This window comes from Seohaeicola saemankumensis, assembly GCF_021021435.1.
In the GTDB taxonomy this organism is placed as follows: Bacteria; Pseudomonadota; Alphaproteobacteria; order Rhodobacterales; family Rhodobacteraceae; genus Seohaeicola.
The window spans coordinates 262,953-286,097 of sequence record NZ_JAINWI010000005.1 but is presented as its reverse complement, the minus strand read 5'-3'; the positions used below and the strand labels follow the sequence as shown (position 1 = coordinate 286,097).

Here is a 23,145-nt window from a genome sequence, read left to right as displayed (position 1 = left end):
CACGCACATGACGTCGATTTAGCCTGTTCCATCGCCGCAGCCTTCCGGTAGCCAAAGTCAGATGAGGCATCTTGATTCATCCACCAATCGGAGTGGCCATACTCGATGACCGGATCGAAACTTTGGTCCATGCCTGACAACTGGTCTTCGATCGCAGCCGTCAGAGCATCAAGAAGCTACGGCTTAATGCTTCTTTCCATCACTTGGACTTGCCCGGGGAATGTAGAGAGCACCAACTGAGGAACCAGGAGGTGCTCTATGGGAAACGGAAACAGATCCACGCCGGAGTTTCGGTGTGAAGCGGTCCGGCGGGCACTGACAAGTGGTCGGACGCGGCGGGAGATCGCGGAGGATCATGGTATCGGGGCATCGACGCTGACAGGTTGGCTGAGCCAGGAACGCCATGCCAGTGAGGCAAACACGGCACCCAGTTCTCGAAAAGCGGGCGCGGGAACGGCTATGACTGTGAATGTGGTATTGCAGCTTGATGGCCTGACCCATGCTACGATTGACTGCGTGTCATTGCGTTGACGTGTCGACCATCAAGTCGGGGCTGATCTGGCCGGTCGCGTGGCAATCCCGCCAGCAGGCCGAAAACGCCATCGCCAGATACATCGACGGTTTCTATAACCCCGTCAGGCGACATTCATCGCCTGGCTTCCAGAGCCCCATCGCCTTCGGGCGAAAGGTGCGGGAAGTGAGCTAAACGCTCTTCATAAAAGCCGCGCAAGTCCATGCCTGTGCGCTTCAGATCAGAATTCGCTAAGCGGTGACTCCGGGCGGAACAAGTGAGTGCTCCGGCCATATTCGGAAAGACGGATACCGGACTTTCGCCTCGCAAGCGAAATACTCTTGACCAATCTGCTAAAGCAGAAGTCATCATGTGCCGCCAACAGGTCGCGCGACGATGCCGGATTCCTCAAGCGCCCTGCCCGTGATCCGTCAGGCAGGCCGCGTGATCGCGCAGAACCTCGAGAACCCGACAGTCTGCGACAGTATCGCCGCTGCATTCGCCAAGCATCCGCGTGAGTTCCTTGCGCAGGGCTTCCAGTCTGGTGATCCGGACCTCGACCTCCTTCAACTGGTGATGCGCGATGCGATCCACATCTTCGCATGACCGGTTCGGGTTGTCGGAAAGATCCAACAGTTCGCGGATCGCTTCGAGCGTGAAACCAAGCTGCCGCGCATGCCGGATGAAGGCGAGCCGGTCGAGATCGCTGTCGCCATACCGACGTTGCCCGCCCTCGGTTCGGTCTGGTTCCGGCAAAAGCCCGACCTGTTCGTAGTAGCGGACCGTCTGGACCTTGGTCCCGGTGCGTTTGGCCAGCGTGCCGATCGTGAGCATGAAAAGCCTCCTGTTTACTGCAGCATTTGTAGGTTTCGTCGCGGCGATCAACAAGGCTTCACGAATGCGTCAGCGTCTGTCGCTCGTGCAAAAAGAGCTTGAACCTCTACCGACTGTAGCTTGTAAGCAGCGACCAAAGTCAAGACTGACCCGACATGGACGCCAGATGAAAGCAACCACGCACTTCTGCGCGCACACCGTCCGCAGGGCGTCACATGGCGGGACGCTGCCAGAGCTGATCTTCAGGATTTCGGGCAACATGCGCGGATCAGGCTCGTGAGCGGACGCGCCCAATGAATTGGAGACCAAGAAAATGAAAACACTTGCATCGACCACAATAGCCCTTGTCCTGCTGACCGTAGCGCCGCCCGTGCTTGCCAGCGGCGACGCAGTAGTGATCGAGGGCGCGTGGTCGCGCGCCTCGATCGGGACAAGCCGTCCCGGCGTGGCCTACATGCGCCTGCAAAATACGGGCGACGCGCTGGTGACGGTGACGGGGCTGCGCACCGACCTTGCGATGATGCCCATGATCCATACCAGCACCACCGACGCGCAGGGGGTGAACCGGATGTCGCATTTGGAACAAGTCGAGATCGCCGCCGGTGAGACAGTGGCTTTGGAACCCGGCGGGCTGCATGTGATGCTCATGGACCTCCAGCGCCCGATGATCGAGGGCGAGAGCTTCACGCTGTCGCTGATCCTTGCAGATGGCGAGGAGATTACCGTCGAAGTGCCGATCCGCAGCATGGCGGCACGGGGTCCGGCGGACTGATGCGGCAGCGAAAATGCTCAACACCGTGTTCATCCCGGTCGATCCGTACTGGGATACCACCGCGGCGATGGCCGAGCATGTCGGTTATTTCCATCCCCAGATCCGACGCTGGACGGGAGAGCGCGCGCAAATCGCACGGGCGGCGGAAGGTTTTCGGGTGTTCTACGAGAAAGTCGCACTCGAGGGCGGCGACTACACCAAGGACCACACCGCCGGTGTCTTTCTCTTCGACGCGACAGGCGCGCTGTTCAGCATCATCGACTATCACGAAAACGCGCGAATTCGCGCTGCCCAAGATTCGCCGTGCGATGGTGCGCGGCGCGCCCGGGACGGGCTGAGCGGCCTGTTACTAAAAAATCTCTGAAACCTCTTGAACCTCTAGTAGCTGGAGGTCCCATGTTGGAACTATCAACGGAGAGGGCCGCATGAACGACAACAGAACCACGGCGAATAAAGGCGCTTGCGATGCGGACGGATTCGTCCTTCCAGGCGATCCATCACCTCGGCTGGCAGCGTCCTGCTGTGGCGGTAGCAACGACACGGCGACCTCCTGCTGCGGCCCGTCTGCGGACACGGATTCAGCCACATGGCGCCGCGTGGACTGGATGCTCTGGGGCTCAGGCGCGATCATCGTGGTCTCTTACCTCGGAGCCTTCGTTCTGCCGCACGACGCGCCCCTCGGCCTCGGCATCTTTACCCATGGCGTGCAGGAGATGATGAACCTGATGTGGTGGGGCATTCTCGTCGGGATGCTCGCCGTCGGCCTGATCGACCGAGTGCCCCGGCAATTCGTCATCGGCGTCATCGGCCGCGATCAGGGGACAAAAAGCCTTGTGCGCGCGGTGCTGGCCGGCGTCCTGCTCGATCTGTGCAACCACGGTGTGTTGATGGTCGGCGCCAAACTTTATGAGCGCGGTGCGAGCCTTGGGCAGGTCTTTGCCTTCCTGATCGCCTCGCCTTGGAACTCGCTGTCGCTGACCATCATCATCGGCGTGCTGATGGGGTGGCAGTGGATGGCGGTCTTTCTGGTCGCGTCGCTGGTCATCGCCTTCGCCACCGGCCTTGCAGTCGAAACGCTGGAGCGCGCGGGCCGCGTAACGCCGAACCCGAACCGCGTGGACCTGCCCGTCGATTTCCACGTCTGGCGCGAGGCGAAGGCCGGCTTGCGCGCCACCCGTTACGATTTCGCCTTTGCCCGCGACATCGCGCGTCGGTCCGTCACCGCAAGCCGGATGGTCCTGCGCTGGCTGTTCTTCGGCGTGGTGCTGGCGGCACTGATCCAGGCGACGGTGCCGACCGAGGTTTTCGCGACATGGTTCGGCGCGACGCTTCTGGGCCTTTTCACCACGCTCCTTGCCGCCACGATCATCGAGGTCTGCTCGGAAGGATCGGTGCCGATCGCCGCCGACCTGATGACCCGCGCCGCAGCGCCAGGCAACGCCTTCACCTTCCTGATGGCGGGCGTGGCCACCGACTACACCGAGATCCTGGTCCTGAGGGAGGTCACGGGGCGCCTGAAGGCCGCGCTTCTGTTGCCGCTGCTGACGGTTCCCCAAGTTCTTGTGATCGGCTGGGCCTTGAACGTCGCGGGATGACCGAGCATGACTATACAATTGGAGGATAGATCATGCCCATATTAACACGCCGCAGCCTTCTCATCGGTGCTGCAAGTCTCATCGCAATCGCACCAACTTTGAGTGTTGCTCAGGACACGCCCGCAATTCACGTTCTGAAAGACCAGAACTGCGGCTGCTGCGAGGCCTGGGTGCGCATCCTGCGCGACGATGGCATGACGGTCACGACCGAGAACAGCTTCGGCACGTTGCTGATCCGCCACAAACTCGACAGCGGCGTTCCGCAAGAGATGATCTCCTGTCACACGGGCGAGATTGACGGCTATATCATCGAAGGCCATGTGCCGCCCGCCGACATCCGCAGGCTACTGTCCGAGCGTCCCGATGCGGTCGGCCTCGCTGTCCCGGGCATGCCCTACGGCTCTCCCGGCATGGGACCGGAGGACCGTCGCGACGCCTATGACGTGTTCTTGATCCGCCGCGACGGGAGCACCGAGGTGTTCACAAGCTACGAGTCCGCTGCCTGAGACCGTTTCCGCGCAACGGTCAACAGAGCCAGCACTTTTCTCGGCTTGCTCGTCAGACGACACACAGGCAACGTTGGTCTGAGCTCCATGCCTAACAACAACCCGGTTGAGGATTGCTCACAACCGCAAACCCGTCAGCGCGCCACTCCGGCAGGCCGCCCTCCAGTCGCCTTGCATTGAAGCCGCGCTGACGCAAAGCCGCCACCGCCTGATGCGCATAGATGCAATAGGGCCCCCGGCAATAGGCGACGATCTCGGCATCCGGGGCGAGATCGGGGAGGAGCGCCCCCAGCTCGGTCAATGTCCTGTTCAGCGCCCCCGGAATATGGCCTGCGGCGAATTCATCGGCGGGGCGCACATCAAGGATTGTCACCGCTCCATCGGCCATCCGCGCGGCCAAATCGACGCGGCTGACGGGTTCGGGCGCATCCGCGCCACCGGACAGCCCGCGCAGGATCTGCGCGACCTGGTCCAGGTTGCGTTCGGCCAGCACACGCAACAGGTCCATCAACTCCAACGTTTTGGTGTCGGTCAGCCGGTAGATCACCGCCTTGCCGGCACGGCGACTGGTCACAAGCCCGGCGCGGCGCAGCTGTTGCAGGTGCTGCGAGCAGTTGGCAAGCGTCAGGCCGGTCTTGTCCGCCAAACCTTCCACCCCACGCTCTCCCTGCGCCAATTGCTCCAGCAACGCCAACCGCGCCGGAGAAGACAGGGCCTGTCCAACGAGCGCGTATTCCTCCAGCAACGCGGTTTTCGGGCCGATTGACATCAACGTCTCCCGTGGTTAGACATTCAAGTGATTTCTTGAATGATAACGTATTCACAGATGTTCGCAACCCAAAGGGTCGCACCATGTCCGACACCATCCTTGCGGCCGAACCGATGATCCGCCTTGTCTTCTTTCTGGGCGTGCTTGCCGCCATGGCCCTGTGGGAAGTGGCCGCCCCCCGGCGGCGGCAGGAAATCCCGCGAGTCCTGCGCTGGACGAACAACATGGCGCTTGTCGTCGTGGATACCGTGATCCTGCGCCTGAGCTTTCCGATCCTCGCCGTCGGTCTGGCCGTCATGGCCGAGGATCGCGGCTGGGGTCTGTTCAACATCATCGACGCACCGCTATGGCTGGCCATCCTCGCCTCGATGCTGCTGCTGGACCTCGCGATCTATCTGCAGCATGTGATGTTCCACGCCGTGCCGGGCCTGTGGCGCCTGCACCGGATGCACCATGCGGATCTGGAGTTCGACGCCACCACCGGCCTGCGCTTTCATCCTATTGAAATCCTGATCTCTATGGGCATCAAACTGGCCGTGGTCGCCGCCCTTGGCCCCCCGGCCGTGGCTGTGCTGCTGTTCGAGGTGCTGCTGAACGCCACCGCCCTGTTCAACCACGCCAATATCGACCTGCCCCGCCCCGTGGACCGCGTGCTGCGCCTGTTCGTGGTGACTCCCGACATGCACCGCGTCCATCATTCCATCGACCCGCGCGAGACCAATTCGAATTACGGCTTCAACCTGCCCTGGTGGGACCGCCTGCTCGGCACCTATGTCGCCCAACCCGCCAAGGGGCACGCGGGGATGGAAATCGGGATCGAGCAGTTCCGCACCCGCCGCGACCTGTGGCTCGACCGGATGCTGCTCCAGCCCGTGCGGGGGCCAGCCAGCGGCCATGCCCTCGACCCGCAGATTACCACTAAGGATGTCGCGGAATGACACACACTGCAGCTTGACGAGACCGTGTTCGAGACTGCGGTTTTCGTGGATACCCGCGATGCTGCACAGTTCACCGACAGCACGATCCCCGCGCAGCCGTGATCGCTGCCACCACCGCCGTTGCCGACCAGGAGGCCCGGTCCTCCTTGCAGCTTACGATGCCGTCTCAACTGGTGGGGACAGGTCTCGGGGGACACCCAACCGGCCTATGCCACAATCACTTTCGAGGCAGACCACGTCCTTGAACTGGGTGGGCGGCAGATTGAGATCCACCATGCGGGCGCGGCCCATACCCCCGAGGATAGTTTCGTGTGCTTGCCTGCTGATCGGACCGTTTTCACGGGCAATATTATCTAATTTAGCCGCATGTTCAGTGTAATGGAAGTCTCTGACAGCGCCACTTGGTTGCACAGATTTGCTGCTATCGAGGCGCTGGAACCGGCGTAACTTGTCCCCGGCTGCGGCCCCCTGACCACATTGGCAAGAGCACAGAGCGACACGTGGGACTACCTGCAAAATCTGCGACACAAAATGCACGGGCATATAGAAAAAGGCGGAGATATCGTCAGGTCCGTCAACGTGGACCAGTCAGCATTCACATATCTGGATCAGTTCGGGTCGCTTGCCGGTCGAAACGCGCAGACCGTGTTCCAGCGGATGGAATGGGAATAGATCAGAATACAAGAGGCCGCTTTGGAACGTCTACTTCCAACGCATAAACATCAGCCGCCGTAGTGCAAGCAGCCGGATTTCCACAAAGGGCTGGTTACGACGGATTTGAAAACCTGAGCTTCCTTACCAGGGCTTTCCCAGTCACAAATCCACAGTAACCTTTGTCAGTGCTGCCATATGCGCAGCCAGGCACTGGTTCGAACTAAGCACCGGCAGGCCAAGTTCCTGGGTCAGTGGGGCGAGAATGTCCAATGTGCGCAGATTGGTGCAGGACAGGAAGATCCCGTCCAGCTTGCTGCGCCGTGCCAATGCGCGGGCGGCTTCGGCGATAGACTGGGGCGCAATGCGGGCGACTCTGACCTCGACCTGTTCACCAAATGACAACATGTCAGGGACCGCGACGCCGCCAGACTCGAATGCCTTGCGGATCGGCTCTGCCACAGACGCGATATAGGGCGAAACGATCCCCAGCCGTGCCAACCCTCTGCTTTGGCACGCGGCCAGAGCAGCGGTCAGCGGGTCGGTGACTGTCCGCGTTCTGACGACGCTTGTCACCAGTTCACGCACCCGATCAGCGCCGATCAACGTCGTGCCCGATGTGCAGGCATAGCCCACCACATCCAGCGGCTTTGTATCCGGCAGCAAGCGGGCCGCATCGGGCAAAGCGCGTTCCATGTCTGCAATGCTGTCGGGCGTCAGTTCTGCGCCTGAAGGGACGCGTGTCACATGCAAACGCGCGATATGCGGGGGAAGCAGATGGCGAAAATCTTGCTCGATAGTTTCATCGACCTGCAAGACGACCAGGCCAAGACGGGGCAAATCGTCGTCCTGCAAGGTATATCGAAAGGCAGTCATGCGGAAACCTCCGGTAGCTCTTGGGGCGCCCGAGGTGACAGCAGTTCAGCCCCATCCGCGCGCAGGACGATGTTCTCTTCATGCACCATGATCCGCCCATCAGTCGTGACGCAGCCGGGTTCCAACGTCAGGACCATGCCTTCGCGCAAGGGGGTTTCATCCAGCGGGGTAAAGGACGGCCATTCGGTCAGCGTGATGCCCAAACCATGCCCCAGCCGTCCGTCCCCCGGCGTCGTGTTGCGCCGTCGCAACCCAACAGATAGCAGGTGATGCACATCGCGGGCCAGCATGCCCGGGCGTAAGACGGCCAGCGTATCCTCGGTCGCATGCCAAAGCGCTGCATAGGCGCGACGCGCTATATCAGACGCGGGCCCAATGGCGAAATTGCGGTCGAAGTCGCAGAAATATCCGTCTTTTACCGCGCCTGTGTCCAACATCAGGATATGTCCCCGCTGCAACGGGGCGATGCCTGCGGGCGAGATCACATCGCCATAGCCGTCCCGCCCTGCGCCGCCCGCAACGTAGCTGACCCAGTCCGCCCCCTCTGACAGGAGCGCAATCTGGAAGTCGCGGAACACATCTGCCAGCGGCAGTCCCACGCGCGCAAATTCGGGCACGCGGTCGAAGGCGCGGGCGGCAATTGTGCAAGATGCGCGGATCTTGCCGATCTCGGCTTCAGATTTCACTTCGCGCACGCGCTGCACGCATGCTGTCGCATCGACAAAACGGCGCGGTGCAAGCCGCGTGCGCACGGCCTCAAAATCCAGCGACGGCATCCGCAGATGGGTTTCCAACCCCATGGGCACACCAATCTGGCCATGGGGCGCTACGAGTTGCGCCAAGGCATCGGCCAGCAAGCTGACGCCGTCGTCATGCGGGTCGGGCGCATCCCACGTCCGGATATCGCGCAACCATGTGCGCCCCATCAGATCGGCCCCGATCGAGGGGATCACCGCCACCGGATCACCCGCTATCGGGACAACAACGAACCATGGCCGCGCCGGGCTTTCCCAGAACCTCGTCAGAAAGCCAGTTGTGTAAAAGACGTCGGCAGGCGACGTCAGCAATAGCGCATCGAGACCCTGTTTCGCCATGGCTGCCTGCAGACGCGCGATGCGCGCGCGGTATTCTTGTGCGGGAAAGATCAGGGAAGGTTCATCCATCCTCCGGTCCTTCGCTGAGAATGGCCAGAACATGGGCATCCGCTGGCACATCCAGCCCCGCTCGCAATGCTGCAACCCCTGCCGCGCCCGAAGGTGTTGTCGGCAAACCGTGTGCGGACAGTAACTCGGCACCACCAATGGCGTCGGTTTCACTAATGGTCACAAAGACATCCGCTTCCCGCGCCAAACCATTCAGCGCAATCATCGACGCAGTCTTGCAGTCAAGCCTGCCCATACAGGACACAGGCCCGGATGTATCGACCACCTGCCCCGCGCGAATGCCCTCCATCAACGCCGGAGCCGCTTGAGGTTCAACGATGATGACCTGCGGACCATCACCCCAGACAAGGCGGGCGTGAGCCGCTACGGCAGCCGCCAGCCCTCCGACACCCGCTTGCAACAGAATATGGCTGGGCACCGTGTCGATCTGTGCAATCGCCTCGGCGGCCAGTTGCAGATATCCTTCCATGACGCGCAGCGGCAATTCTGTGTAACCGGGCCATGAACTGTCTGATAGAAGTGTCCAGCCCCGCAGTTGCGCCGCCTCGGCTGCGGCCTGCATACTGGCTTCGTAATCCGCACCTGCGCGCACGACTTCGGCTCCCTTGGCGCGCAGACGTTCGGCAAATGCCTCTGGCACGGCAATGGAAAGAAAGATCACTGCCCGCGCCCCGAACAACCGCGCCCCTGCCGCCACTGACATTCCGTGATTGCCCGCGCTGGCGGTCACATAGACGCGCTCCTGCAGCGCCTGCTGTATATCCCCGGCTCCGGTCATAGACGCCTCGCGCGCGATGGCAAAGGCTGCGCCAAGCGCCTTGAAACTACCCAGCCCCATACGATGGCGCTCGTCTTTCAGACTGATGCGCGCAACCCCCAACTCGGCCGCGAGCGCTGGCATATCGTGCAGCGGTGTTGGCGCATGGGCAAGGCATTTCGCCAATAGCTCTGCCACACCGCCTGCATCCGTCAGCGGGGCGAGTCCCACCGCAGGAAGCCCATATCCGCGCCAAGGATTTTGCAAACGATGCAGCATTCCAAACCCGTTCTGTTCTGCCGTAGCCTATCGCATCAGAAGACATCCGGACCGGAAAAATTGAAACACTTTGCGCCTTATTTCAGCGAGTTCACTCGATTTTAGGCCGATTTTCGGACACATTTTCGCAACGGACTTCCCTTCACGCCGATTTTCCGCGAACTTGCCATGATGGACAAATTCGACGCCCTTATTCTGAACATCCTTCAGCGCAACGCCCGCACAACCGCCGAGGCAATGTCACAACAGGCCGGACTGTCACCGGATGCATGCCGCAAACGCATGGCGCGCCTGCGATCTTCTGGGGTCATCAAGGCCGAAATCGCCGTGCTTGATCCCGCAAGCGTCGGGCTTGGTCTGATCCTCATTGTCGAGGTGACCTTGCAAAACGAACGCAAGGCCGATCTGGACCGCTTCAAAGCCGCTATGCAGACCGCGCCCGAGGTCATGCAATGCTACTATGTCACCGGCAATGCCGATTTCATTTTGATCGTGTCTGCCCGCGATATGGCCGGCTTCGAAGAATTTACACGCCGCCATTTCTTTACGGAAGACAATGTCCTGAGGTTTCGGACAAGCGCCGTTATGGATAGCGTCAAAACGGGTTTTGCCGTGCCGGTTGCCCAAGATTGAACCCGTCATCAAAGCAATGGGTCTGCTTTGATCTTCACGTTGGTTCAGCGACGCAGCGTCCGGACAAACCAACACAATCAAAACCGCTGTTCACTGCGACAGAAATTTTCACTGTGCCAGTCCTGCGTCACCGCGCGGAATTAGCCTTGCAACAAGGCCGACAATCAGCAGAGGGTGGATCAAGACTATTCTGCCACCTCCGTCAAACCGGGCGAATTGCAGCCATTCGCTGCATCATGCGCGAATGGCTGCTTTGACCTCAGTAGGTCTGTTTCACCTCGCTATAGTCACCGCGCAGTTGCAGGGTCACGGTGATCTCGCTGCTGTCGCGGTTGCGCCAGAACCAGCCGTGCTCGCCGGTGAAGGGGGCTTCGATGCTGCCCTCGCCGGCGGTCTCGCCACGGCCGCGAGCATAGTCGATGGACTGCCCGTCACCATGGGCGTGCAGGTCGAAGTTGATCCGCCCGCCTGTCGCGGTCCAGGCGTAGGTGGCGGTCATGCCTGCCTCCATCACCAGCTTGATCTCCGCCGTGGCGTCGGGAGCGAGGGTGAAGCTCACCTCGTCGCGCCACGCCTCCTGTGCTTGCGCCGAACCGATGAAGGTGCTGAAGATGGCGTCGATCACACTGGAGGATTGATCGCCGTGGGTTTCCGCATCGCGCGCGGCTTCCTCGGCCAGTTCCCGCTTGATCTCGCCCATCTCGGTCAGGCCGGTCACGCCGCCGATGCCGGTGGGATCAATGGCATGTTCGGCGGGCAGATAGACGGTGACAAGGATCACCACCGCGCCGATGGCCGCCAAGATGGAGGAGCGGAAAAGCTGCGCCTTGCTGGGCAGGTCTTCAAGGCGGGGTTTGGGTGCGTTGTTCATGGTATTCTCCGTTCTGTCAGGTGGAGGCGATATAGCCGGCGATCTGCTGGCCGGTCAGGATCACGCCAAGGACGATCATGATGATGTTGGCGACAGTCGCCTGCCGCATGAAGTTCGGGCTGCGCCGCCAATAACCCATGACGATCAGGATGACTGCGAGGGCCAAGAGCTGTCCAATTTCGACGCCCACGTTGAAGGCCAGAAGGTTGGCCAGCAAACCATCCTCGGCGATCTGGTATTCCAGGATCTTGGTGGCCAGACCCGTGCCGTGGAACAGACCGAAGACCAGCGTGGCGGCCTTGGTATCGGGCTGGACCCCGAACCATCTTTGATAGGCCCCAAGGTTGTCGAGTGCCTTGTAGACCACCGACAGCCCGATGATCGCGTCGATGACATAGGCGTTGATGCCCCAGCCATACCACACACCCAGCAGCATCGTGACCGAATGGCCAAACGCGAAGATGCTGACATAGATAGCGACGTCGCGCATCTTGTAGAGGAAGAAGACAACGCCCAGCAGGAACAAGATATGGTCATATCCCGTCACCATGTGTTTGGCGCCAAGGTAAATGAAGGGGATGATGTGCACCCCCCAGATCTCCTGAATATAGCCGGCGTCACCGGGAGTGACGTTGTGGGCCAAGGCTTGCGCGGCGCTCAGCGCAAGGCCCGCGAGGGTGAATAGGGTCAGCGTAACCGCCCGGCATGATGCGGGCGCGCTGATCCCCCGTGGAGTCGAGATCATGGATGGTTCTCCATTTTGATGATGTCTGATCGGGAATGCTGCGGATTGCAGCCGCGATCAGGCACGCGGAGGTCGGTCGATGCGGAAAACGCGAGAGGAAATGTCCGGCGCAGGATGGAACCGCCACCTGTCGGTGCCGTGCTCCATCAGCGCGTTATCATGGGCCGCGGTCAGAACGGCCTGATTGTGATCATGATCCATAGCATCATGGCTGTGCCCGTGCAGCGCCCAGGCCAGATCTTCTGCCAGACCGTGCGAATGACCATGCGCGGCGATCATTTCGGCGTGTTCGTGCAAGGTCTCAAGCACGGTCGGCACATGGGTTAGAGTGGGCAGGACGGACCAGACCACGAGTGACAGGCAGATAGCTGTCGCCAGCAGTTGCCGTCCAAAGATCCGCCACTTTTGCATATCGCTCTATGCCCGCTCACCCTGCTGCGGCACCTGTCACGCGCCGTCTTGCTCTATCCCCTCGGGGGGGATAAAATCTGTTTATGACAAAACCCCATCTCCATGCAACCCACCCTGCCCTGATCGCCCGGCTGAAACGCGCCGAGGGTCATCTGCGGGCCGTGATCGAGATGATCGAGACGGGCAAACCCTGCCTTGACATCGCCCAGCAACTCCACGCGGTCGAAAAAGCCGTGGTCAATGCCAAGCGCGCGCTGATCCATGATCACATGGATCATTGTCTGGATACCGAACATTCGGCTGAGGACCGCGCCGCCCTCAAGACTATCGCGCGATACCTGTAGGCACACCATGTTCGACATCCTCAAAGACCGCATCTATCGTCACCTGTTTCTGGCGCAGGTCGTGGCGCTGTTGGGCACGGGGCTGGCCACGGTGGCGCTTGGCCTTCTGGCCTATGATCTGGCGGGTGATGATGCCGCCATGGTGCTGGGCACTGTATTTTTCATCAAAATGGTGGCCTATGTCGGCATCGCGCCCGTCGCCGGTGCCTTTGCCGACCGGGTGAACCGGCGTGCCTTTCTGGTGACCTTGGATCTGGTGCGCGCGGGGGTGGCGCTTTGCCTGCCTTTCGTGACCGAGGTCTGGCAGGTCTATGTCTTGATCTTCCTGCTTCAAGCAGCCTCGGCCGGGTTCACCCCGACCTTTCAGGCCACGATCCCCGATGTTCTGCCCGATGAGGCGCGCTACACCCGCGCCCTGTCGCTGTCGCGTCTTGCCTATGATCTGGAGAATATCGCCAGCCCCACGCTGGCCGCGCTGCTGCTGACGGTGATGAGCTATAACGCCCTGTTCCTTGGCACGGTGATCGGATTTGTCGCCTCGGCGGTGCTGGTGGTCTCGGTGCTGCTGCCCGGCCCCAAGCCTGCTGTGCCGCGCGGTATCTATGACCGCACGACGCGGGGGATGCGGATCTATCTGGCCACACCGCGCTTGCGCGGGCTGCTGGCTCTGAACCTTGCCGCCGCTGCCGCAGGGGCGATGGTGCTGGTCAATTCGGTGGTGCTGGTGCGTGGGACGCTGGGGCTGTCCGCTAGCGCACTTGCCTGGACGATGTTCGCCTTCGGGGCCGGTTCGATGATCGCAGCCATCCTGCTGCCAAAGCTTCTGGACTGGGTGCCCGACCGCCCGGTCATGGTCGCAGGGGCTTCTTTGATGGTTGTCACTTTGCTAGGGCTGGCTGTGGAGATCGCCTCGCTGGGGCTTGTCTGGCCGGTTCTTCTTGGCGCATGGCTACTGGTGGGGCTGGGCTATGCGGCGGTGCTGACCCCCTCGGGTCGCTTGCTGCGCCGCTCCGCCCATGCTGAGGATCGCCCGGCGCTCTTTGCCGCACAATTCGCGCTGAGCCATACCTGCTGGTTGGCGACTTATCCCTTGTCTGGCTGGCTGATGACGCGGTTCGGGGTCGTCACGGCACTTATTTTTCTGGCGGCGGTAGCGATGGTAGGTCTTGTGCTTGCGCTGCGTCTATGGCCGCGGCATGACCCGGAGACCTTGGCGCATCATCACGACAACCTGCCGCTTGATCATCCACACCTTCAGGGCCAACGGGACCACGCCCATCCTTTTGTTGTGGATGACTTTCACCCACGCTGGGCGTCACAGCTTTGAACCAAACCGCCGCGCCATCAAGTGCTACCGCCCCGCAATAGCGGCAAACCGCCCGTTTCACGAAAAAGTAAACCGAAGCTATCGGTCGATCATTGACAGCTGATGGATGAACGGACATTCAATGAACATGGTCACAAGGGCAATCAATTTCGGACTGGTAAAGGCGCTGTTTTGCGCCGTCTTGCTTGTGTCCTTGATCCTTTACCCGCCATCATCGGCACATGCCCATTCATCGGTGCATGGCAGTGCAATGGCGCAGGATACCGAGAACAGGCATCATGGTGGCCATGGAGCTCACGCTCATCACGATGTGGAAGATGTTATGAGTCAATTGACCGCATCTGACAGCGATACGACCACAGACACAGCGAACTGCTGTCAGGGTATCTGCGCGGCAGCGGTCCTCGCGCAGACCGCAGCAGGACTTCCAGATGTCCCTAGAGCAGATCCCGAGGCGACCTGGCTATCCAGTTTTTCACCTTTCGATCCGATTGAACATCGCCGCCCCCCCAAACACCTGATCTGATCGCGGTCCCGCAGGCGGGATCAACGTTGTGATATGTGTCCATTTTTGCACGGACACCGAATGATCAGGGTATCCAGATGAAATACTACCTTTTTGCAGGGGCAAGCGCCCTTGCATTGGGGGCATGTTCACAAGCCGTCACACCCTTGCCGAACATCGCCAACCAGCAATCCGTAACCGAGGTCGCGCGAACCTCTCGCGTGACCTACCGCGACCCGTTCGCGGGCCACACCGACCGCATCCCCTCTGGGCCACGCGACTGGCGGCAGGTCAATGACGAACAATCGGAGGGTAACTGATGCGCCTTGCAATGCTCCCACTCACGATTAGTCTGCCCTTGGTGCTGGCCGCCTGTGCCAGCGCGGTGCCGGACCTCTACACCGCACCCAATGCCGGATTTGCCGCCGTCTCCGACCAGACATCCGCAGCCATTGGCAAGCGCACAGCCTTTGCCCAGACTCAGGCCGAGAACGAAGCGATCCAGCGCGAGGTGCGCGCCCTTGTGCAGGGCAAGACCATTTCTGCCGACACGGCGGTGCAGGTGGCACTTCTGAACAACAAGGGCTTGCAGGCATCCTATTCCGAAATCGGCCTCTCAGCCGCCACCGCATGGCAAGAAGCCACGCCTGTCAATCCGGTCGTATCGATCGGCGTGTTGGGGATCGGAGCGGCCGAGCTTGGGGCCTACCGCGCGATCGAGGGCATGATCGCGTCCAACCTGCTGGCCGCACAAACCCGTCAGCAGCGCATGAAGCTGGCGGATGTGAACTTCCGCTCAGCTCAGGCGCGGGCCGTTGATGACACATTGGCACTGGCCAACCAGACCCGCGCAGCGTGGATCAACGCTGTCGCGGCTTTTGAAACCGTCAGTTATCTGCAACGGGCCAAAGTCACTTCGGACGCGGGCGCGGAACTGGCGCAACGTTTGGGCGAGACAGGTGCCCTGAACAAGGCAGGACAGGCGCGCGAATTTGCCTTCAACGCGGAACTGGCAGGTCAACTTGCCCAGGCGCGGCTGACCGCCAGCCGCGCCAAGGAAGAGTTGACGCGGCTGATGGGCCTTTGGGGTGACGACGTTTCCTATTTCGTCCCCGATGCCCTGCCCGCCTTGCCGCACAACGTCCGATCCGCCGCGGGTGTCGAGGCACGGGCGCTGAACAACCGCGTCGATCTGCGCGTCGCCAAGCTGGATCTCGAGGCGCAGGCGGCGGCTTTTGGCCTCACTGACCGGACGCGTCTGGTCACCGATCTGGAACTCATCGCTGGGGTTGAAGCCGAACGCGAGATCGAAGATGGCCGCAGGAGCACCGAGGTCAGTCCGCAGCTTGAGCTGGAGTTCGCGATCCCGATCTTCGACACCGGCAAGGCGCGCATGCGCAAGGCGGAACTGTCTTATCTGCAAGCGGCCAATGTTCTGGCCCAGAAAGCCGTGAACATCCGCTCCGAGGCCCGCGCCGCCGAGGCTGGCTACCGCGCCACCCATCGAATCGCACAGCATTACCGCGATATTCTGGTCCCGCTCCGCGCCGCGGTCGAGGAGGAGGGGCTGCTCTCCTATAACGGGATGATCACCAGCACTTTCGAATTGATCAGCGCCGCCCGCGACAGGCTGGGGGCCGAGTTGAAGGCCGCTAACGCCAAGCGCGATTTCTTTCTGGCCGAGGCCGATCTGACCGCCGCGATCTATGGCGGCGGCTCCGGTGCCTCTTCACCTTCCGCAAACGCCGCCCTCGCCACTGCTGGCGATGCCGAACATTGAAAGGATGAAAAAGATGTTGAACAGACGTCAATTGCTGGGGGCGGGCGCCGCGGGTGCAGCGCTTGTCTCCTCCAGATCATGGGGACAGACCGCCAATATGGGTCTGCCCGAAGCGGCCGTCATGGACAGCGCCGCGACCCAGATTACGCCGCGCCCCACATCGGGGCCGGATTACACGCCCGTGGTCACGCTGAACGGCTGGACCTTGCCATACAGGATGAACAACGGCGTCAAGGAATTCCACCTTGTTGCCGAGCCGGTCGAGCGGGAACTGGCCGAGGGCATGGTCGCACATCTGTGGGGCTATAACGGCCAATCCACGGGACCCACCATCGAGGCGGTCGAGGGCGACCGCGTCCGCATCTTCGTGACCAACAAGCTGCCTGAACATACGACGATCCACTGGCACGGGCTGATCCTGCCCTCCGGTATGGACGGCGTCGGCGGCCTCAGCCATCCGGCGATCCCGCCGGGCAAGACCTTTGTCTACGAATTCGACCTGATCAAATCCGGCACGTTCATGTATCACCCCCATGCCGATGAGATGGTGCAGATGGCAATGGGCATGATGGGCATGTTCATCGTGCATCCCAAGGACCCGACCTTCCAGCCCGTGGACCGCGATTTCCTGATCATGCTGAACGCCTTCGACATCGACCCCGGGACCTATGTGCCGCGCATCATGACGATGACCGATTTCAACCTGTGGACATGGAACAGCCGGATCTTCCCTGATATCGACCCTCTGGTCGTCAACAAGGGCGACCGGGTCCGCGTGCGTGTGGGCAACCTCACGATGACGAACCATCCGATCCACATGCATGGCTATGACTTCAAGGTCACCTGCACCGATGGCGGCTGGGTGCCTGAAAGCGCGCAATGGCCCGAAGTCTCCATCGACATTCCGGTGGGCGCGATGCGCGCTTATGAGTTTACGGCTGATCACTTGGGCGATTGGGCGATCCATTGCCACAAGTCGCATCACACCATGAACGCGATGGGCCATGATGTGCCCACCTTCATCGGCGTGAACAAGGCCGACCTCACGCGCAAGATCCGCAGCTTCCAGCCCGAATACATGCCGATGGGCACGGCTGGCATGGCGGATATGGGCACGATGGAAATGGAGCTGCCCGACAACACCGTGCCGATGATGACCGGCTGGGGCCCGCATGGTCCCATTGAAATGGGCGGCATGTTCTCGGTCGTCAAGGTGCGCGAAGGGATCGCCCCAGACGATTACAGCGATCCCGGCTGGTATGAAAACCCGCCCGGCGAGCAGGCCTATGAATGGACGGGTGAGTTGCCTGAATTCAGCCGTGTGAATGACGCGAAGACCCGCCTCACCCCAAGACCCGGCGACAAGGGCTAATGCCATGCCGTCAGATATCACAACCAGAAGGACCCCAAAGATGAAAACACTCTTCCTCGGCACGGCCTTTGCCCTGACGCTGGGCAGCGCCGCCTTTGCCGCCGGCACCCATGCAGGCGGACATGGCCACGACATGATGGCCATCGGCTTCCCTGCTGACGGTGACGCAGATCGCACCATCGACGTCACAATGCGCGAGACCGAAGACGGCGCGATGGTGTTCGAGCCCGCCCAACTGGACTTTACGGCGGGCGAAACCGTGCGCATCGTCGTGACCAATGCAGGCGAACTCGACCATGAATTCGTGATGGATTCCCTCGACAAGAATGTCGAGCACAAGGCGCTCATGGAAAAATTCCCTGAAATGGAGCATGACGATCCGAACGCCGTGCGCCTTGAACCCGGTGCCAAGGGCGAGATCCTCTGGACCTTCGCCAACAAGGGCACTTTCGAATTCGCCTGCCTGATCCCCGGCCATTACGACGCCGGGATGCATGGCCCGATCACTGTCAAATGATCCCCTTACCGAAAGGACACCAGCATGAAAACCCTCAAGATACTTACCATGACCACCCTCGCGCTGACCCTGACCAGCACGCTGGCCTTTGCCGAAACCTTCACCAAAGGAGTCGTCAAGAAAGTCGATGCCGAGGCCGGAAAGGTCACGATCATCCACGAAGAACTGGTCAGTCTCGACATGCCCGCCATGACGATGGTGTTCCGCGCCGATGAAGATGTGATTGCCCAAATGGCCGAGGGTGACGAGATCGAGTTCACCGCCGACCGCGTCGAAGGCAAGTTGAAGGTCACCGCCCTGAAATGAGCGCATGACCAAACATGGCGCGCATCTGACCCGCTGAACGGTCAGATGTGCGCCCAAGGCAAGAAGGACATTCAATGAAACGCGCCCTATTCGGGATTGCTCTTCTGGCTACGACCGCTTGGGCATTCCTTCTGACGCAACCCCCTGATACCCCGACGACCGACCCCCCGCTTGGAGGGGATGCGATGGTCGCCGTGCAGGTCCCCACCAGTGTCAGCGAACAGGAGCAGATGGGCCAGCGCGCCTTTGATACCGCCTGCGCCAGTTGCCACGGGACCAACGCGCAGGGCAGGCAGGATATCGCGCCGCCGCTTGTCCACAAGATCTATGAACCTAGCCATCGCGGCGATGCATCCTTTCTGCTGGCCGCACAAAACGGTGTGCGGGCGCATCACTGGCGCTTTGGCGACATGCCGCCAGTTGAGGGTGTAACCGAGGCCGAGGTAATAGACATCGTGGCCTATATCCGCGCCCTCCAACGCGAAAACGGGATCAATTGAGGCTTTCGCGCTCCGATAGGACGTATTTAGGCACGCAGATTTGTCACATCGGCAGCCCTGCATGTGATAGGATGACAGGCGATGTTCCCCCTGCCCGCGCGAACGCCAGGGGACCGAGATCTGGAACCCTACAGGCCGTAGGGCGTTGACTCAGGGCGGCACGTCACAGCTCAGGAAAGGACGTCCGACATGATGAACGGATATGGCATGGGTTTCGGCGGGATCTGGATGATCATCATCCTGATCCTTGTCGGCCTGATGATTGCCGCGCTGATCAAGTATCTGCGCAAGTAGACAGGAAAGAGAACAGCATGACTTATACCATCACTCGGTTGATGACCGGGGCGACTATCGACGAAATCGACACCAGCACGCGCAAGGCCCTTTTCGATAATGGATTTGGAGTATTGACCGAAATCGACGTGCAAAAGACCATGAAGGCCAAGCTGGACGCAGACATGCCAGCCTATCGCATCCTCGGGGCTTGCAATCCGACCATGGCCTATCAGGCCATCGGGATCGAACCGCGTGTCGGCGCGATGCTGCCCTGCAACGTCATCCTGCGCGCGGTCGAGGGCGGCGTGGAGGTCAGCGCGATTGATCCCGTGGCTTCTATGCAGGCGATAGAGAACGCGAAGTTGATTGCGGTGGCAGGAGACGTGCGCGACCTTCTGGCCAAAGCCATCGCTGCGATCTGACGTGACCCCTCGGACCGCCACTGTCGCAGCACTCGCACTTCTTGGAGTGGCCCTTTTCGGTCTTTGGCTGTTCGCGCCGTCGGCCTTATACGAAGCTGACCGGCTGCTGGACGGTGACCGTATCGACAGCTTAGTTGCCCAGACGGGTCTCTGGGGGCCCCTTGTGATCGTTACACTGATGACATTCGCGGTCGTGGCCAGCCCGATCCCCAGCGCGCCGATCGCATTGGCGGCGGGCGCGGCCTATGGGCATATTTGGGGCACGGTCTTGATCGTGATCGGGGCCGAACTGGGGGCGTTGATCGCGTTTGCACTGGCGCGGGTTCTGGGGCACGACGTCTTGCGGCGGGTATTCGGAGACAAGCTCGATGCCGGGCTTCTGGGGTCACAGAGCGCTCTGACGGCCACGGTCTTCGCCAGCCGCCTGATGCCCTTCGTGTCCTTCGACATGATCAGCTATGCTGCCGGCCTCAGCCACCTTCACGCATGGCGGTTCGCCTGCGCCACATTGGCAGGCATCATTCCGGCCAGCTTCCTGCTTGCGCATTTCGGCGGTCAAGCGGTCAGTGGGGAACTGGGCCGGATAACCTGGGCTGTGGCTGGCCTTGGGCTTGTGACGGGGGCACCGCTTCTGTGGGTGGCGCTGCGCAGAAAGCCGCAAGAGGGTGCCAACCACCAACCTTGAGATTGTTGGCGTCTGACGCGGCGCTGGGGGCCTCGAAAGCCGCAGAAAAAATTTGAAAGGCATGCAAAACATGGAACATGAAAATCAAGCTACACTCGACATTCCGCCAGAGGCAAATACGGCCAAAGATCCGGTCTGCGGGATGACGGTTGCGATCAAAGCCGACGGGCATCGCGCGGCGTTTGATGGTGAAACCTTTCATTTCTGCTCTGAGACATGCCAGCAGAAGTTCAAGGCTGATCCATGGTTCTATGCATCTGGTCGTGCGGCGCGCCGGAAGACCGCTAAGAAGGACAACGCGCAATACACCTGTCCGATGCACCCGGAGATCATCCGCGACGCACCCGGCGCTTGCCCGATCTGCGGCATGGCGCTTGAGCCAATGGTGCCATCGGACGCGCCCAGCGAAGAGCTGACAGATTTCACGCGCAGGATGTGGATATCGGCCGCAGCCGCAATGCCGCTGGTGATCCTCACGATGGGCGAACTGGTGGCTTTGCCCGTGCGCGACTGGATCGGACATCAGAACGCAAGCTATCTGGAGTTCGCGCTGGCGACACCGATCATCCTCTGGGCGGCTTTGCCGTTCTTCAGGCGCGGCTGGGACTCGGTGGTGAACCGCAGCCCCAACATGTGGACCCTCATCAGCCTTGGTGTGGCGGCGGCCTATCTCTATTCGATTGTTGCGACATTTCTACCAGGCGTCTTTCCGGAACAGTATCGCATGGGGCACGGTGTCGGCACCTATTTCGAAGCGGCTGTGGTGATTGTGACGCTTGTTTTCGTGGGACAGGTTCTTGAGTTGCGGGCCCGCGAACGCACCGGAGACGCGATCCGCGCGCTTCTGGATCTGGCGCCAAAAACAGCGCGCCGTATCCTACCCGATGGCACAGAATACGACGCCCCGCTTGAAAATATCATGGAAGGTGATCATCTGCGGGTCCGTCCTGGGGACGCCGTACCCGTGGATGGCACCGTGATCGAGGGACGTTCTTCACTGGATGAAAGCATGTTGACCGGAGAGCCGATGCCCGTGGGAAAAGGTCCCGGCGACGCAGTGACCGGGGCTACGATCAACAAGAATGGCAGTCTGGTGATCGAAGCAGGAAACGTCGGATCGGACAGCGTGCTGGCGCAAATCGTAACGATGGTGTCGAATGCGCGGCGGTCCCGTGCCCCGATCCAGGGTCTTGCGGACCGCGTTTCGGCCGTATTCGTGCCAACGGTCGTTGCGGTTGCCGTGCTTGCCTTTGGCATATGGCTGATCATCGGTCCAGAACCTGCGCTGGTTTTTGCCATGGCTGCCGCCGTGTCGGTCCTGATCATCGCCTGCCCCTGTGCGCTGGGTCTCGCCACACCGATCTCGATCACCACCGCCGCAGGGCGAGGCGCGCAAGCGGGTGTGCTGATCAAGGATGCCGAGGCGCTCGAGCGGATGGCGGACGTCGATACGCTGATCGTCGACAAAACCGGCACCCTGACCATGGGCAAGCCCAAATTGACCGACACCGTCTCGCTTGGGGAAATGAGTGAAGGTGACCTGCTATCACTGGCCGCAGCTCTTGAGCGCAGTTCAGAACACCCGCTGGCTGAGGCCATCGTGGAAGGGGCAGAGTCGCTGGGCTCATCGCGGCAGGAGGCGTCAGACTTCGCGGCGGTCACGGGCAAGGGCGTGCACGGAACCGTCGGATCGCGCACCGTGGCCCTCGGCAATGCGGCCATGATGACAGAGATGGGATTGGCGACGGCAGAGGCTGACGCCAAGGCCGACACATTGCGCGCCGAAGGCAAAACAGCAATGTTCGTCGCTGTGGATGGCTTGCTGGCCGGCATCGTGGCGGTGGCTGATCCGATCAAGGACTCTACAGCACAAGCCATAGACGCCCTGCATTCACTGGGTCTGCACGTCATCATGGCGACAGGCGACAACGAGAGGACGGCACGGGCCGTGGCAAGCAAGCTCGGGATCGACGAGGTGCGCGCAGGCGTTCTACCCGAGGACAAGAAAGACCTAATAGATCAGATGCGTCGTGAAGGCCACAAGATCGCCATGGCTGGTGATGGCGTGAACGATGCGCCTGCGCTCGCTGCTGCCGATGTCGGCATCGCAATGGGCACCGGCGCCGATGTGGCCATGGAAAGCGCCGGCATTACGCTTCTGGGGGGCGACCTCATGGGTATTGTCAGGGCCCGAAAACTAGCCCGTGCCACCCTGCGCAACATCAAGCAGAACCTGTTTTTTGCCTTTGCCTACAACGCACTTGGTGTCCCGATCGCAGCGGGGTTGCTATACCCAGTTACCGGCCTCTTGCTCTCACCCATGATCGCCGCTGCGGCTATGAGCCTGTCTTCGGTTTCGGTCATCTCCAACGCATTGCGGCTTCGGAATGTCAATTTTGATATAGGCACGCCAAATGGCAAGCTGAAGTGACTTGGGTTTCTTATTCGACTTCCCCGCATCGGATGGTCGCCGAAAATAAAAGACTTTCGCATCCCTGTCATGAGTCCGCTATGGGGAGGGTTCGAACCTGGACAGAATCGATCACGAATGCTTGCTTTGAGCCGAGCACGTCGAAACAATCGGTGGCGCGTAGGGCCGTTCAAGCCGAGGGGCAGCGCACTAGCACAAGGGGCGGATAGTAACCATTTGCTCCATAATGCCCAAAGTCGGACATGCGGACAGCTTCCACCATTGAGTACGGAAATGAGGCTGGAGCACCTAAGCCGGTGAATGGCACAGTATCGTTTTCTATCCCAGCTTCAGACTGGACACGTCACGCAACGCCCTTGTTTTTGCAGA

General features: G+C 60.9%; 26 protein-coding genes and 2 pseudogenes. 20 read left to right on the top strand and 8 right to left on the bottom strand.

The window, feature by feature from the left end:
- Window positions 1-258: 258 nt before the first annotated feature.
- A pseudogene (locus K7H22_RS20220) lies at window positions 259-388 on the top strand (transposase); the annotation flags it as partial.
- Between the two features lie 150 nt (window positions 389-538).
- Window positions 539-706: pseudogene (locus K7H22_RS05000) on the top strand (IS3 family transposase); the annotation flags it as partial.
- A gap of 213 nt (window positions 707-919) precedes the next feature.
- On the opposite strand, the gene K7H22_RS04995 reads toward K7H22_RS05000, so the two are convergent.
- Window positions 920-1,345, bottom strand: a complete 426-nt coding sequence (locus K7H22_RS04995) for a MerR family transcriptional regulator (protein ID WP_230799636.1) — start codon at window positions 1,343-1,345, stop codon at window positions 920-922.
- A gap of 313 nt (window positions 1,346-1,658) precedes the next feature.
- On the opposite strand from K7H22_RS04995, the gene K7H22_RS04990 reads away from it, so the two are divergent.
- The 4 genes from K7H22_RS04990 to K7H22_RS04975 all read left to right on the top strand — a co-directional run bounded on the left by K7H22_RS04990 (window position 1,659) and on the right by K7H22_RS04975 (window position 4,218).
- Complete coding sequence (locus tag K7H22_RS04990) at window positions 1,659-2,117, top strand: copper chaperone PCu(A)C (RefSeq protein WP_230799635.1); 459 nt, start codon at window positions 1,659-1,661, stop codon at window positions 2,115-2,117.
- 13 nt (window positions 2,118-2,130) lie between these two features.
- On the top strand, window positions 2,131-2,481 hold the full coding sequence (locus K7H22_RS04985) for an SCO family protein (protein WP_419248146.1): 351 nt from the start codon (window positions 2,131-2,133) through the stop codon (window positions 2,479-2,481).
- A 61-nt stretch (window positions 2,482-2,542) separates the two neighbouring features.
- Window positions 2,543-3,712 (top strand): permease, encoded by a 1,170-nt coding sequence (locus K7H22_RS04980; RefSeq protein WP_230799634.1) that lies wholly within the window; start codon window positions 2,543-2,545, stop codon window positions 3,710-3,712.
- 32 nt (window positions 3,713-3,744) lie between these two features.
- Window positions 3,745-4,218 carry a DUF411 domain-containing protein gene (locus K7H22_RS04975; RefSeq protein WP_230799633.1) on the top strand — a complete coding sequence of 158 codons (474 nt, stop codon included), beginning with the start codon at window positions 3,745-3,747 and terminating at the stop codon, window positions 4,216-4,218.
- Window positions 4,219-4,309: 91 nt separating this feature from the next.
- Here the strand turns inward: K7H22_RS04975 and K7H22_RS04970 are convergent, their stop codons facing one another.
- A complete protein-coding gene (locus tag K7H22_RS04970; protein ID WP_230799632.1) occupies window positions 4,310-4,987 on the bottom strand; it encodes an ArsR/SmtB family transcription factor in 678 nt (225 codons plus the stop codon).
- Between the two features lie 83 nt (window positions 4,988-5,070).
- Here K7H22_RS04970 and K7H22_RS04965 point away from each other — a divergent pair, with 83 nt between their 5' ends.
- A complete protein-coding gene (locus K7H22_RS04965) occupies window positions 5,071-5,925 on the top strand; it encodes a sterol desaturase family protein (RefSeq protein WP_230799631.1) in 855 nt (284 codons plus the stop codon).
- Between the two features lie 813 nt (window positions 5,926-6,738).
- Here the strand turns inward: K7H22_RS04965 and K7H22_RS04960 are convergent.
- From K7H22_RS04960 to K7H22_RS04950, 3 genes are read right to left on the bottom strand one after another with little or no spacing between them, the layout of a single operon-like run.
- Window positions 6,739-7,452, bottom strand: a complete 714-nt coding sequence (locus tag K7H22_RS04960; protein WP_230799630.1) for an aspartate/glutamate racemase family protein — start codon at window positions 7,450-7,452, stop codon at window positions 6,739-6,741.
- Window positions 7,449-8,615 (bottom strand): M24 family metallopeptidase, encoded by a 1,167-nt coding sequence (locus K7H22_RS04955; RefSeq protein WP_230799629.1) that lies wholly within the window; start codon window positions 8,613-8,615, stop codon window positions 7,449-7,451. The genes K7H22_RS04960 and K7H22_RS04955 overlap by 4 nt, the downstream gene beginning before the upstream one ends.
- The gene (locus K7H22_RS04950; RefSeq protein WP_230799628.1) at window positions 8,608-9,651 is read right to left on the bottom strand and encodes a pyridoxal-phosphate dependent enzyme; all 1,044 of its coding nucleotides are present in this window, start codon (window positions 9,649-9,651) and stop codon (window positions 8,608-8,610) included. The genes K7H22_RS04955 and K7H22_RS04950 overlap by 8 nt, the downstream gene beginning before the upstream one ends.
- 168 nt (window positions 9,652-9,819) lie before the next feature.
- Here K7H22_RS04950 and K7H22_RS04945 point away from each other — a divergent pair, with 168 nt between their 5' ends.
- Window positions 9,820-10,284, top strand: coding sequence for an Lrp/AsnC family transcriptional regulator (locus tag K7H22_RS04945; protein WP_330165836.1), 465 nt, complete (start codon window positions 9,820-9,822; stop codon window positions 10,282-10,284).
- 259 nt (window positions 10,285-10,543) lie between these two features.
- Here the strand turns inward: K7H22_RS04945 and K7H22_RS04940 are convergent, their stop codons facing one another.
- The 3 genes from K7H22_RS04940 to K7H22_RS04930 are packed head-to-tail and all read right to left on the bottom strand — an operon-like array spanning window position 10,544 to window position 12,311.
- Window positions 10,544-11,155 carry a transmembrane anchor protein gene (locus K7H22_RS04940; RefSeq protein WP_230799627.1) on the bottom strand — a complete coding sequence of 204 codons (612 nt, stop codon included), beginning with the start codon at window positions 11,153-11,155 and terminating at the stop codon, window positions 10,544-10,546.
- Window positions 11,156-11,171: 16 nt separating this feature from the next.
- Entirely contained in the window at window positions 11,172-11,900 is a 729-nt protein-coding gene (locus K7H22_RS04935) for a HupE/UreJ family protein (RefSeq protein ID WP_230799626.1), read from the bottom strand.
- Between the two features lie 57 nt (window positions 11,901-11,957).
- Window positions 11,958-12,311 (bottom strand): hypothetical protein, encoded by a 354-nt coding sequence (locus tag K7H22_RS04930; protein WP_230799625.1) that lies wholly within the window; start codon window positions 12,309-12,311, stop codon window positions 11,958-11,960.
- 83 nt (window positions 12,312-12,394) lie between these two features.
- Between K7H22_RS04930 and K7H22_RS04925 the strand changes: the two genes are divergently transcribed.
- The 12 genes from K7H22_RS04925 (at window position 12,395) to K7H22_RS04875 (ending at window position 22,776) form a co-directional block, all read left to right on the top strand.
- Window positions 12,395-12,655: a metal-sensing transcriptional repressor gene (locus tag K7H22_RS04925; RefSeq protein ID WP_230799624.1), complete on the top strand. Its 261-nt coding sequence runs from the start codon at window positions 12,395-12,397 to the stop codon at window positions 12,653-12,655.
- A 7-nt stretch (window positions 12,656-12,662) separates the two neighbouring features.
- The gene (locus K7H22_RS04920) at window positions 12,663-13,982 is read left to right on the top strand and encodes an MFS transporter (RefSeq protein WP_230799623.1); all 1,320 of its coding nucleotides are present in this window, start codon (window positions 12,663-12,665) and stop codon (window positions 13,980-13,982) included.
- Between the two features lie 121 nt (window positions 13,983-14,103).
- Window positions 14,104-14,508, top strand: coding sequence for a hypothetical protein (locus tag K7H22_RS04915; protein WP_230799622.1), 405 nt, complete (start codon window positions 14,104-14,106; stop codon window positions 14,506-14,508).
- 77 nt (window positions 14,509-14,585) lie between these two features.
- Window positions 14,586-14,807, top strand: a complete 222-nt coding sequence (locus K7H22_RS04910) for a hypothetical protein (protein WP_230799621.1) — start codon at window positions 14,586-14,588, stop codon at window positions 14,805-14,807.
- Window positions 14,807-16,267 (top strand): TolC family protein, encoded by a 1,461-nt coding sequence (locus K7H22_RS04905; RefSeq protein ID WP_230799620.1) that lies wholly within the window; start codon window positions 14,807-14,809, stop codon window positions 16,265-16,267. The genes K7H22_RS04910 and K7H22_RS04905 overlap by 1 nt, the downstream gene beginning before the upstream one ends.
- Before the next feature lie 13 nt (window positions 16,268-16,280).
- Window positions 16,281-17,639 (top strand): multicopper oxidase family protein, encoded by a 1,359-nt coding sequence (locus K7H22_RS04900; RefSeq protein WP_230799619.1) that lies wholly within the window; start codon window positions 16,281-16,283, stop codon window positions 17,637-17,639.
- A 40-nt stretch (window positions 17,640-17,679) separates the two neighbouring features.
- Window positions 17,680-18,156 (top strand): cupredoxin family protein, encoded by a 477-nt coding sequence (locus tag K7H22_RS20155; RefSeq protein WP_330165835.1) that lies wholly within the window; start codon window positions 17,680-17,682, stop codon window positions 18,154-18,156.
- Window positions 18,157-18,180: 24 nt separating this feature from the next.
- A complete protein-coding gene (locus K7H22_RS20150; RefSeq protein ID WP_330165834.1) occupies window positions 18,181-18,462 on the top strand; it encodes a copper-binding protein in 282 nt (93 codons plus the stop codon).
- A 74-nt stretch (window positions 18,463-18,536) separates the two neighbouring features.
- Window positions 18,537-18,962: a c-type cytochrome gene (locus K7H22_RS04890; protein ID WP_230799618.1), complete on the top strand. Its 426-nt coding sequence runs from the start codon at window positions 18,537-18,539 to the stop codon at window positions 18,960-18,962.
- 311 nt (window positions 18,963-19,273) lie between these two features.
- Window positions 19,274-19,660: a DUF302 domain-containing protein gene (locus K7H22_RS04885; RefSeq protein ID WP_230799617.1), complete on the top strand. Its 387-nt coding sequence runs from the start codon at window positions 19,274-19,276 to the stop codon at window positions 19,658-19,660.
- A gap of 1 nt (window position 19,661) precedes the next feature.
- Window positions 19,662-20,345, top strand: coding sequence for a TVP38/TMEM64 family protein (locus K7H22_RS04880; RefSeq protein WP_230799616.1), 684 nt, complete (start codon window positions 19,662-19,664; stop codon window positions 20,343-20,345).
- 70 nt (window positions 20,346-20,415) lie between these two features.
- Window positions 20,416-22,776 (top strand): heavy metal translocating P-type ATPase, encoded by a 2,361-nt coding sequence (locus K7H22_RS04875; protein ID WP_230799615.1) that lies wholly within the window; start codon window positions 20,416-20,418, stop codon window positions 22,774-22,776.
- Window positions 22,777-23,145: the final 369 nt, after the last annotated feature.

Excerpts from the sequence above, each read along its gene's own strand:
- K7H22_RS04935 (WP_230799626.1), bottom strand. The coding sequence starts at position 11,900 with ATGATCTCGACTCCACGGGGGATCAGCGCGCCCGCATCATGCCGGGCG.
- K7H22_RS04915 (WP_230799622.1), top strand. The coding sequence starts at position 14,104 with ATGAACATGGTCACAAGGGCAATCAATTTCGGACTGGTAAAGGCGCTG.
- K7H22_RS04980 (WP_230799634.1), top strand. The coding sequence starts at position 2,543 with ATGAACGACAACAGAACCACGGCGAATAAAGGCGCTTGCGATGCGGAC.
- K7H22_RS04960 (WP_230799630.1), bottom strand. The coding sequence starts at position 7,452 with ATGACTGCCTTTCGATATACCTTGCAGGACGACGATTTGCCCCGTCTT.
- K7H22_RS04900 (WP_230799619.1), top strand. The coding sequence starts at position 16,281 with ATGTTGAACAGACGTCAATTGCTGGGGGCGGGCGCCGCGGGTGCAGCG.
- K7H22_RS04965 (WP_230799631.1), top strand. The coding sequence starts at position 5,071 with ATGTCCGACACCATCCTTGCGGCCGAACCGATGATCCGCCTTGTCTTC.
- K7H22_RS04890 (WP_230799618.1), top strand. The coding sequence starts at position 18,537 with ATGAAACGCGCCCTATTCGGGATTGCTCTTCTGGCTACGACCGCTTGG.
- K7H22_RS20155 (WP_330165835.1), top strand. The coding sequence starts at position 17,680 with ATGAAAACACTCTTCCTCGGCACGGCCTTTGCCCTGACGCTGGGCAGC.
- K7H22_RS04905 (WP_230799620.1), top strand. The coding sequence starts at position 14,807 with ATGCGCCTTGCAATGCTCCCACTCACGATTAGTCTGCCCTTGGTGCTG.
- K7H22_RS04945 (WP_330165836.1), top strand. The coding sequence starts at position 9,820 with ATGATGGACAAATTCGACGCCCTTATTCTGAACATCCTTCAGCGCAAC.
- K7H22_RS04955 (WP_230799629.1), bottom strand. The coding sequence starts at position 8,615 with ATGGATGAACCTTCCCTGATCTTTCCCGCACAAGAATACCGCGCGCGC.
- K7H22_RS04970 (WP_230799632.1), bottom strand. The coding sequence starts at position 4,987 with ATGTCAATCGGCCCGAAAACCGCGTTGCTGGAGGAATACGCGCTCGTT.
- K7H22_RS04925 (WP_230799624.1), top strand. The coding sequence starts at position 12,395 with ATGACAAAACCCCATCTCCATGCAACCCACCCTGCCCTGATCGCCCGG.
- K7H22_RS04885 (WP_230799617.1), top strand. The coding sequence starts at position 19,274 with ATGACTTATACCATCACTCGGTTGATGACCGGGGCGACTATCGACGAA.
- K7H22_RS04940 (WP_230799627.1), bottom strand. The coding sequence starts at position 11,155 with ATGAACAACGCACCCAAACCCCGCCTTGAAGACCTGCCCAGCAAGGCG.
- K7H22_RS04930 (WP_230799625.1), bottom strand. The coding sequence starts at position 12,311 with ATGCAAAAGTGGCGGATCTTTGGACGGCAACTGCTGGCGACAGCTATC.
- K7H22_RS04950 (WP_230799628.1), bottom strand. The coding sequence starts at position 9,651 with ATGCTGCATCGTTTGCAAAATCCTTGGCGCGGATATGGGCTTCCTGCG.
- K7H22_RS04995 (WP_230799636.1), bottom strand. The coding sequence starts at position 1,345 with ATGCTCACGATCGGCACGCTGGCCAAACGCACCGGGACCAAGGTCCAG.
- K7H22_RS20150 (WP_330165834.1), top strand. The coding sequence starts at position 18,181 with ATGAAAACCCTCAAGATACTTACCATGACCACCCTCGCGCTGACCCTG.
- K7H22_RS04910 (WP_230799621.1), top strand. The coding sequence starts at position 14,586 with ATGAAATACTACCTTTTTGCAGGGGCAAGCGCCCTTGCATTGGGGGCA.
- K7H22_RS04975 (WP_230799633.1), top strand. The coding sequence starts at position 3,745 with ATGCCCATATTAACACGCCGCAGCCTTCTCATCGGTGCTGCAAGTCTC.
- K7H22_RS04920 (WP_230799623.1), top strand. The coding sequence starts at position 12,663 with ATGTTCGACATCCTCAAAGACCGCATCTATCGTCACCTGTTTCTGGCG.
- K7H22_RS04990 (WP_230799635.1), top strand. The coding sequence starts at position 1,659 with ATGAAAACACTTGCATCGACCACAATAGCCCTTGTCCTGCTGACCGTA.
- K7H22_RS04875 (WP_230799615.1), top strand. The coding sequence starts at position 20,416 with ATGGAACATGAAAATCAAGCTACACTCGACATTCCGCCAGAGGCAAAT.
- K7H22_RS04985 (WP_419248146.1), top strand. The coding sequence starts at position 2,131 with ATGCTCAACACCGTGTTCATCCCGGTCGATCCGTACTGGGATACCACC.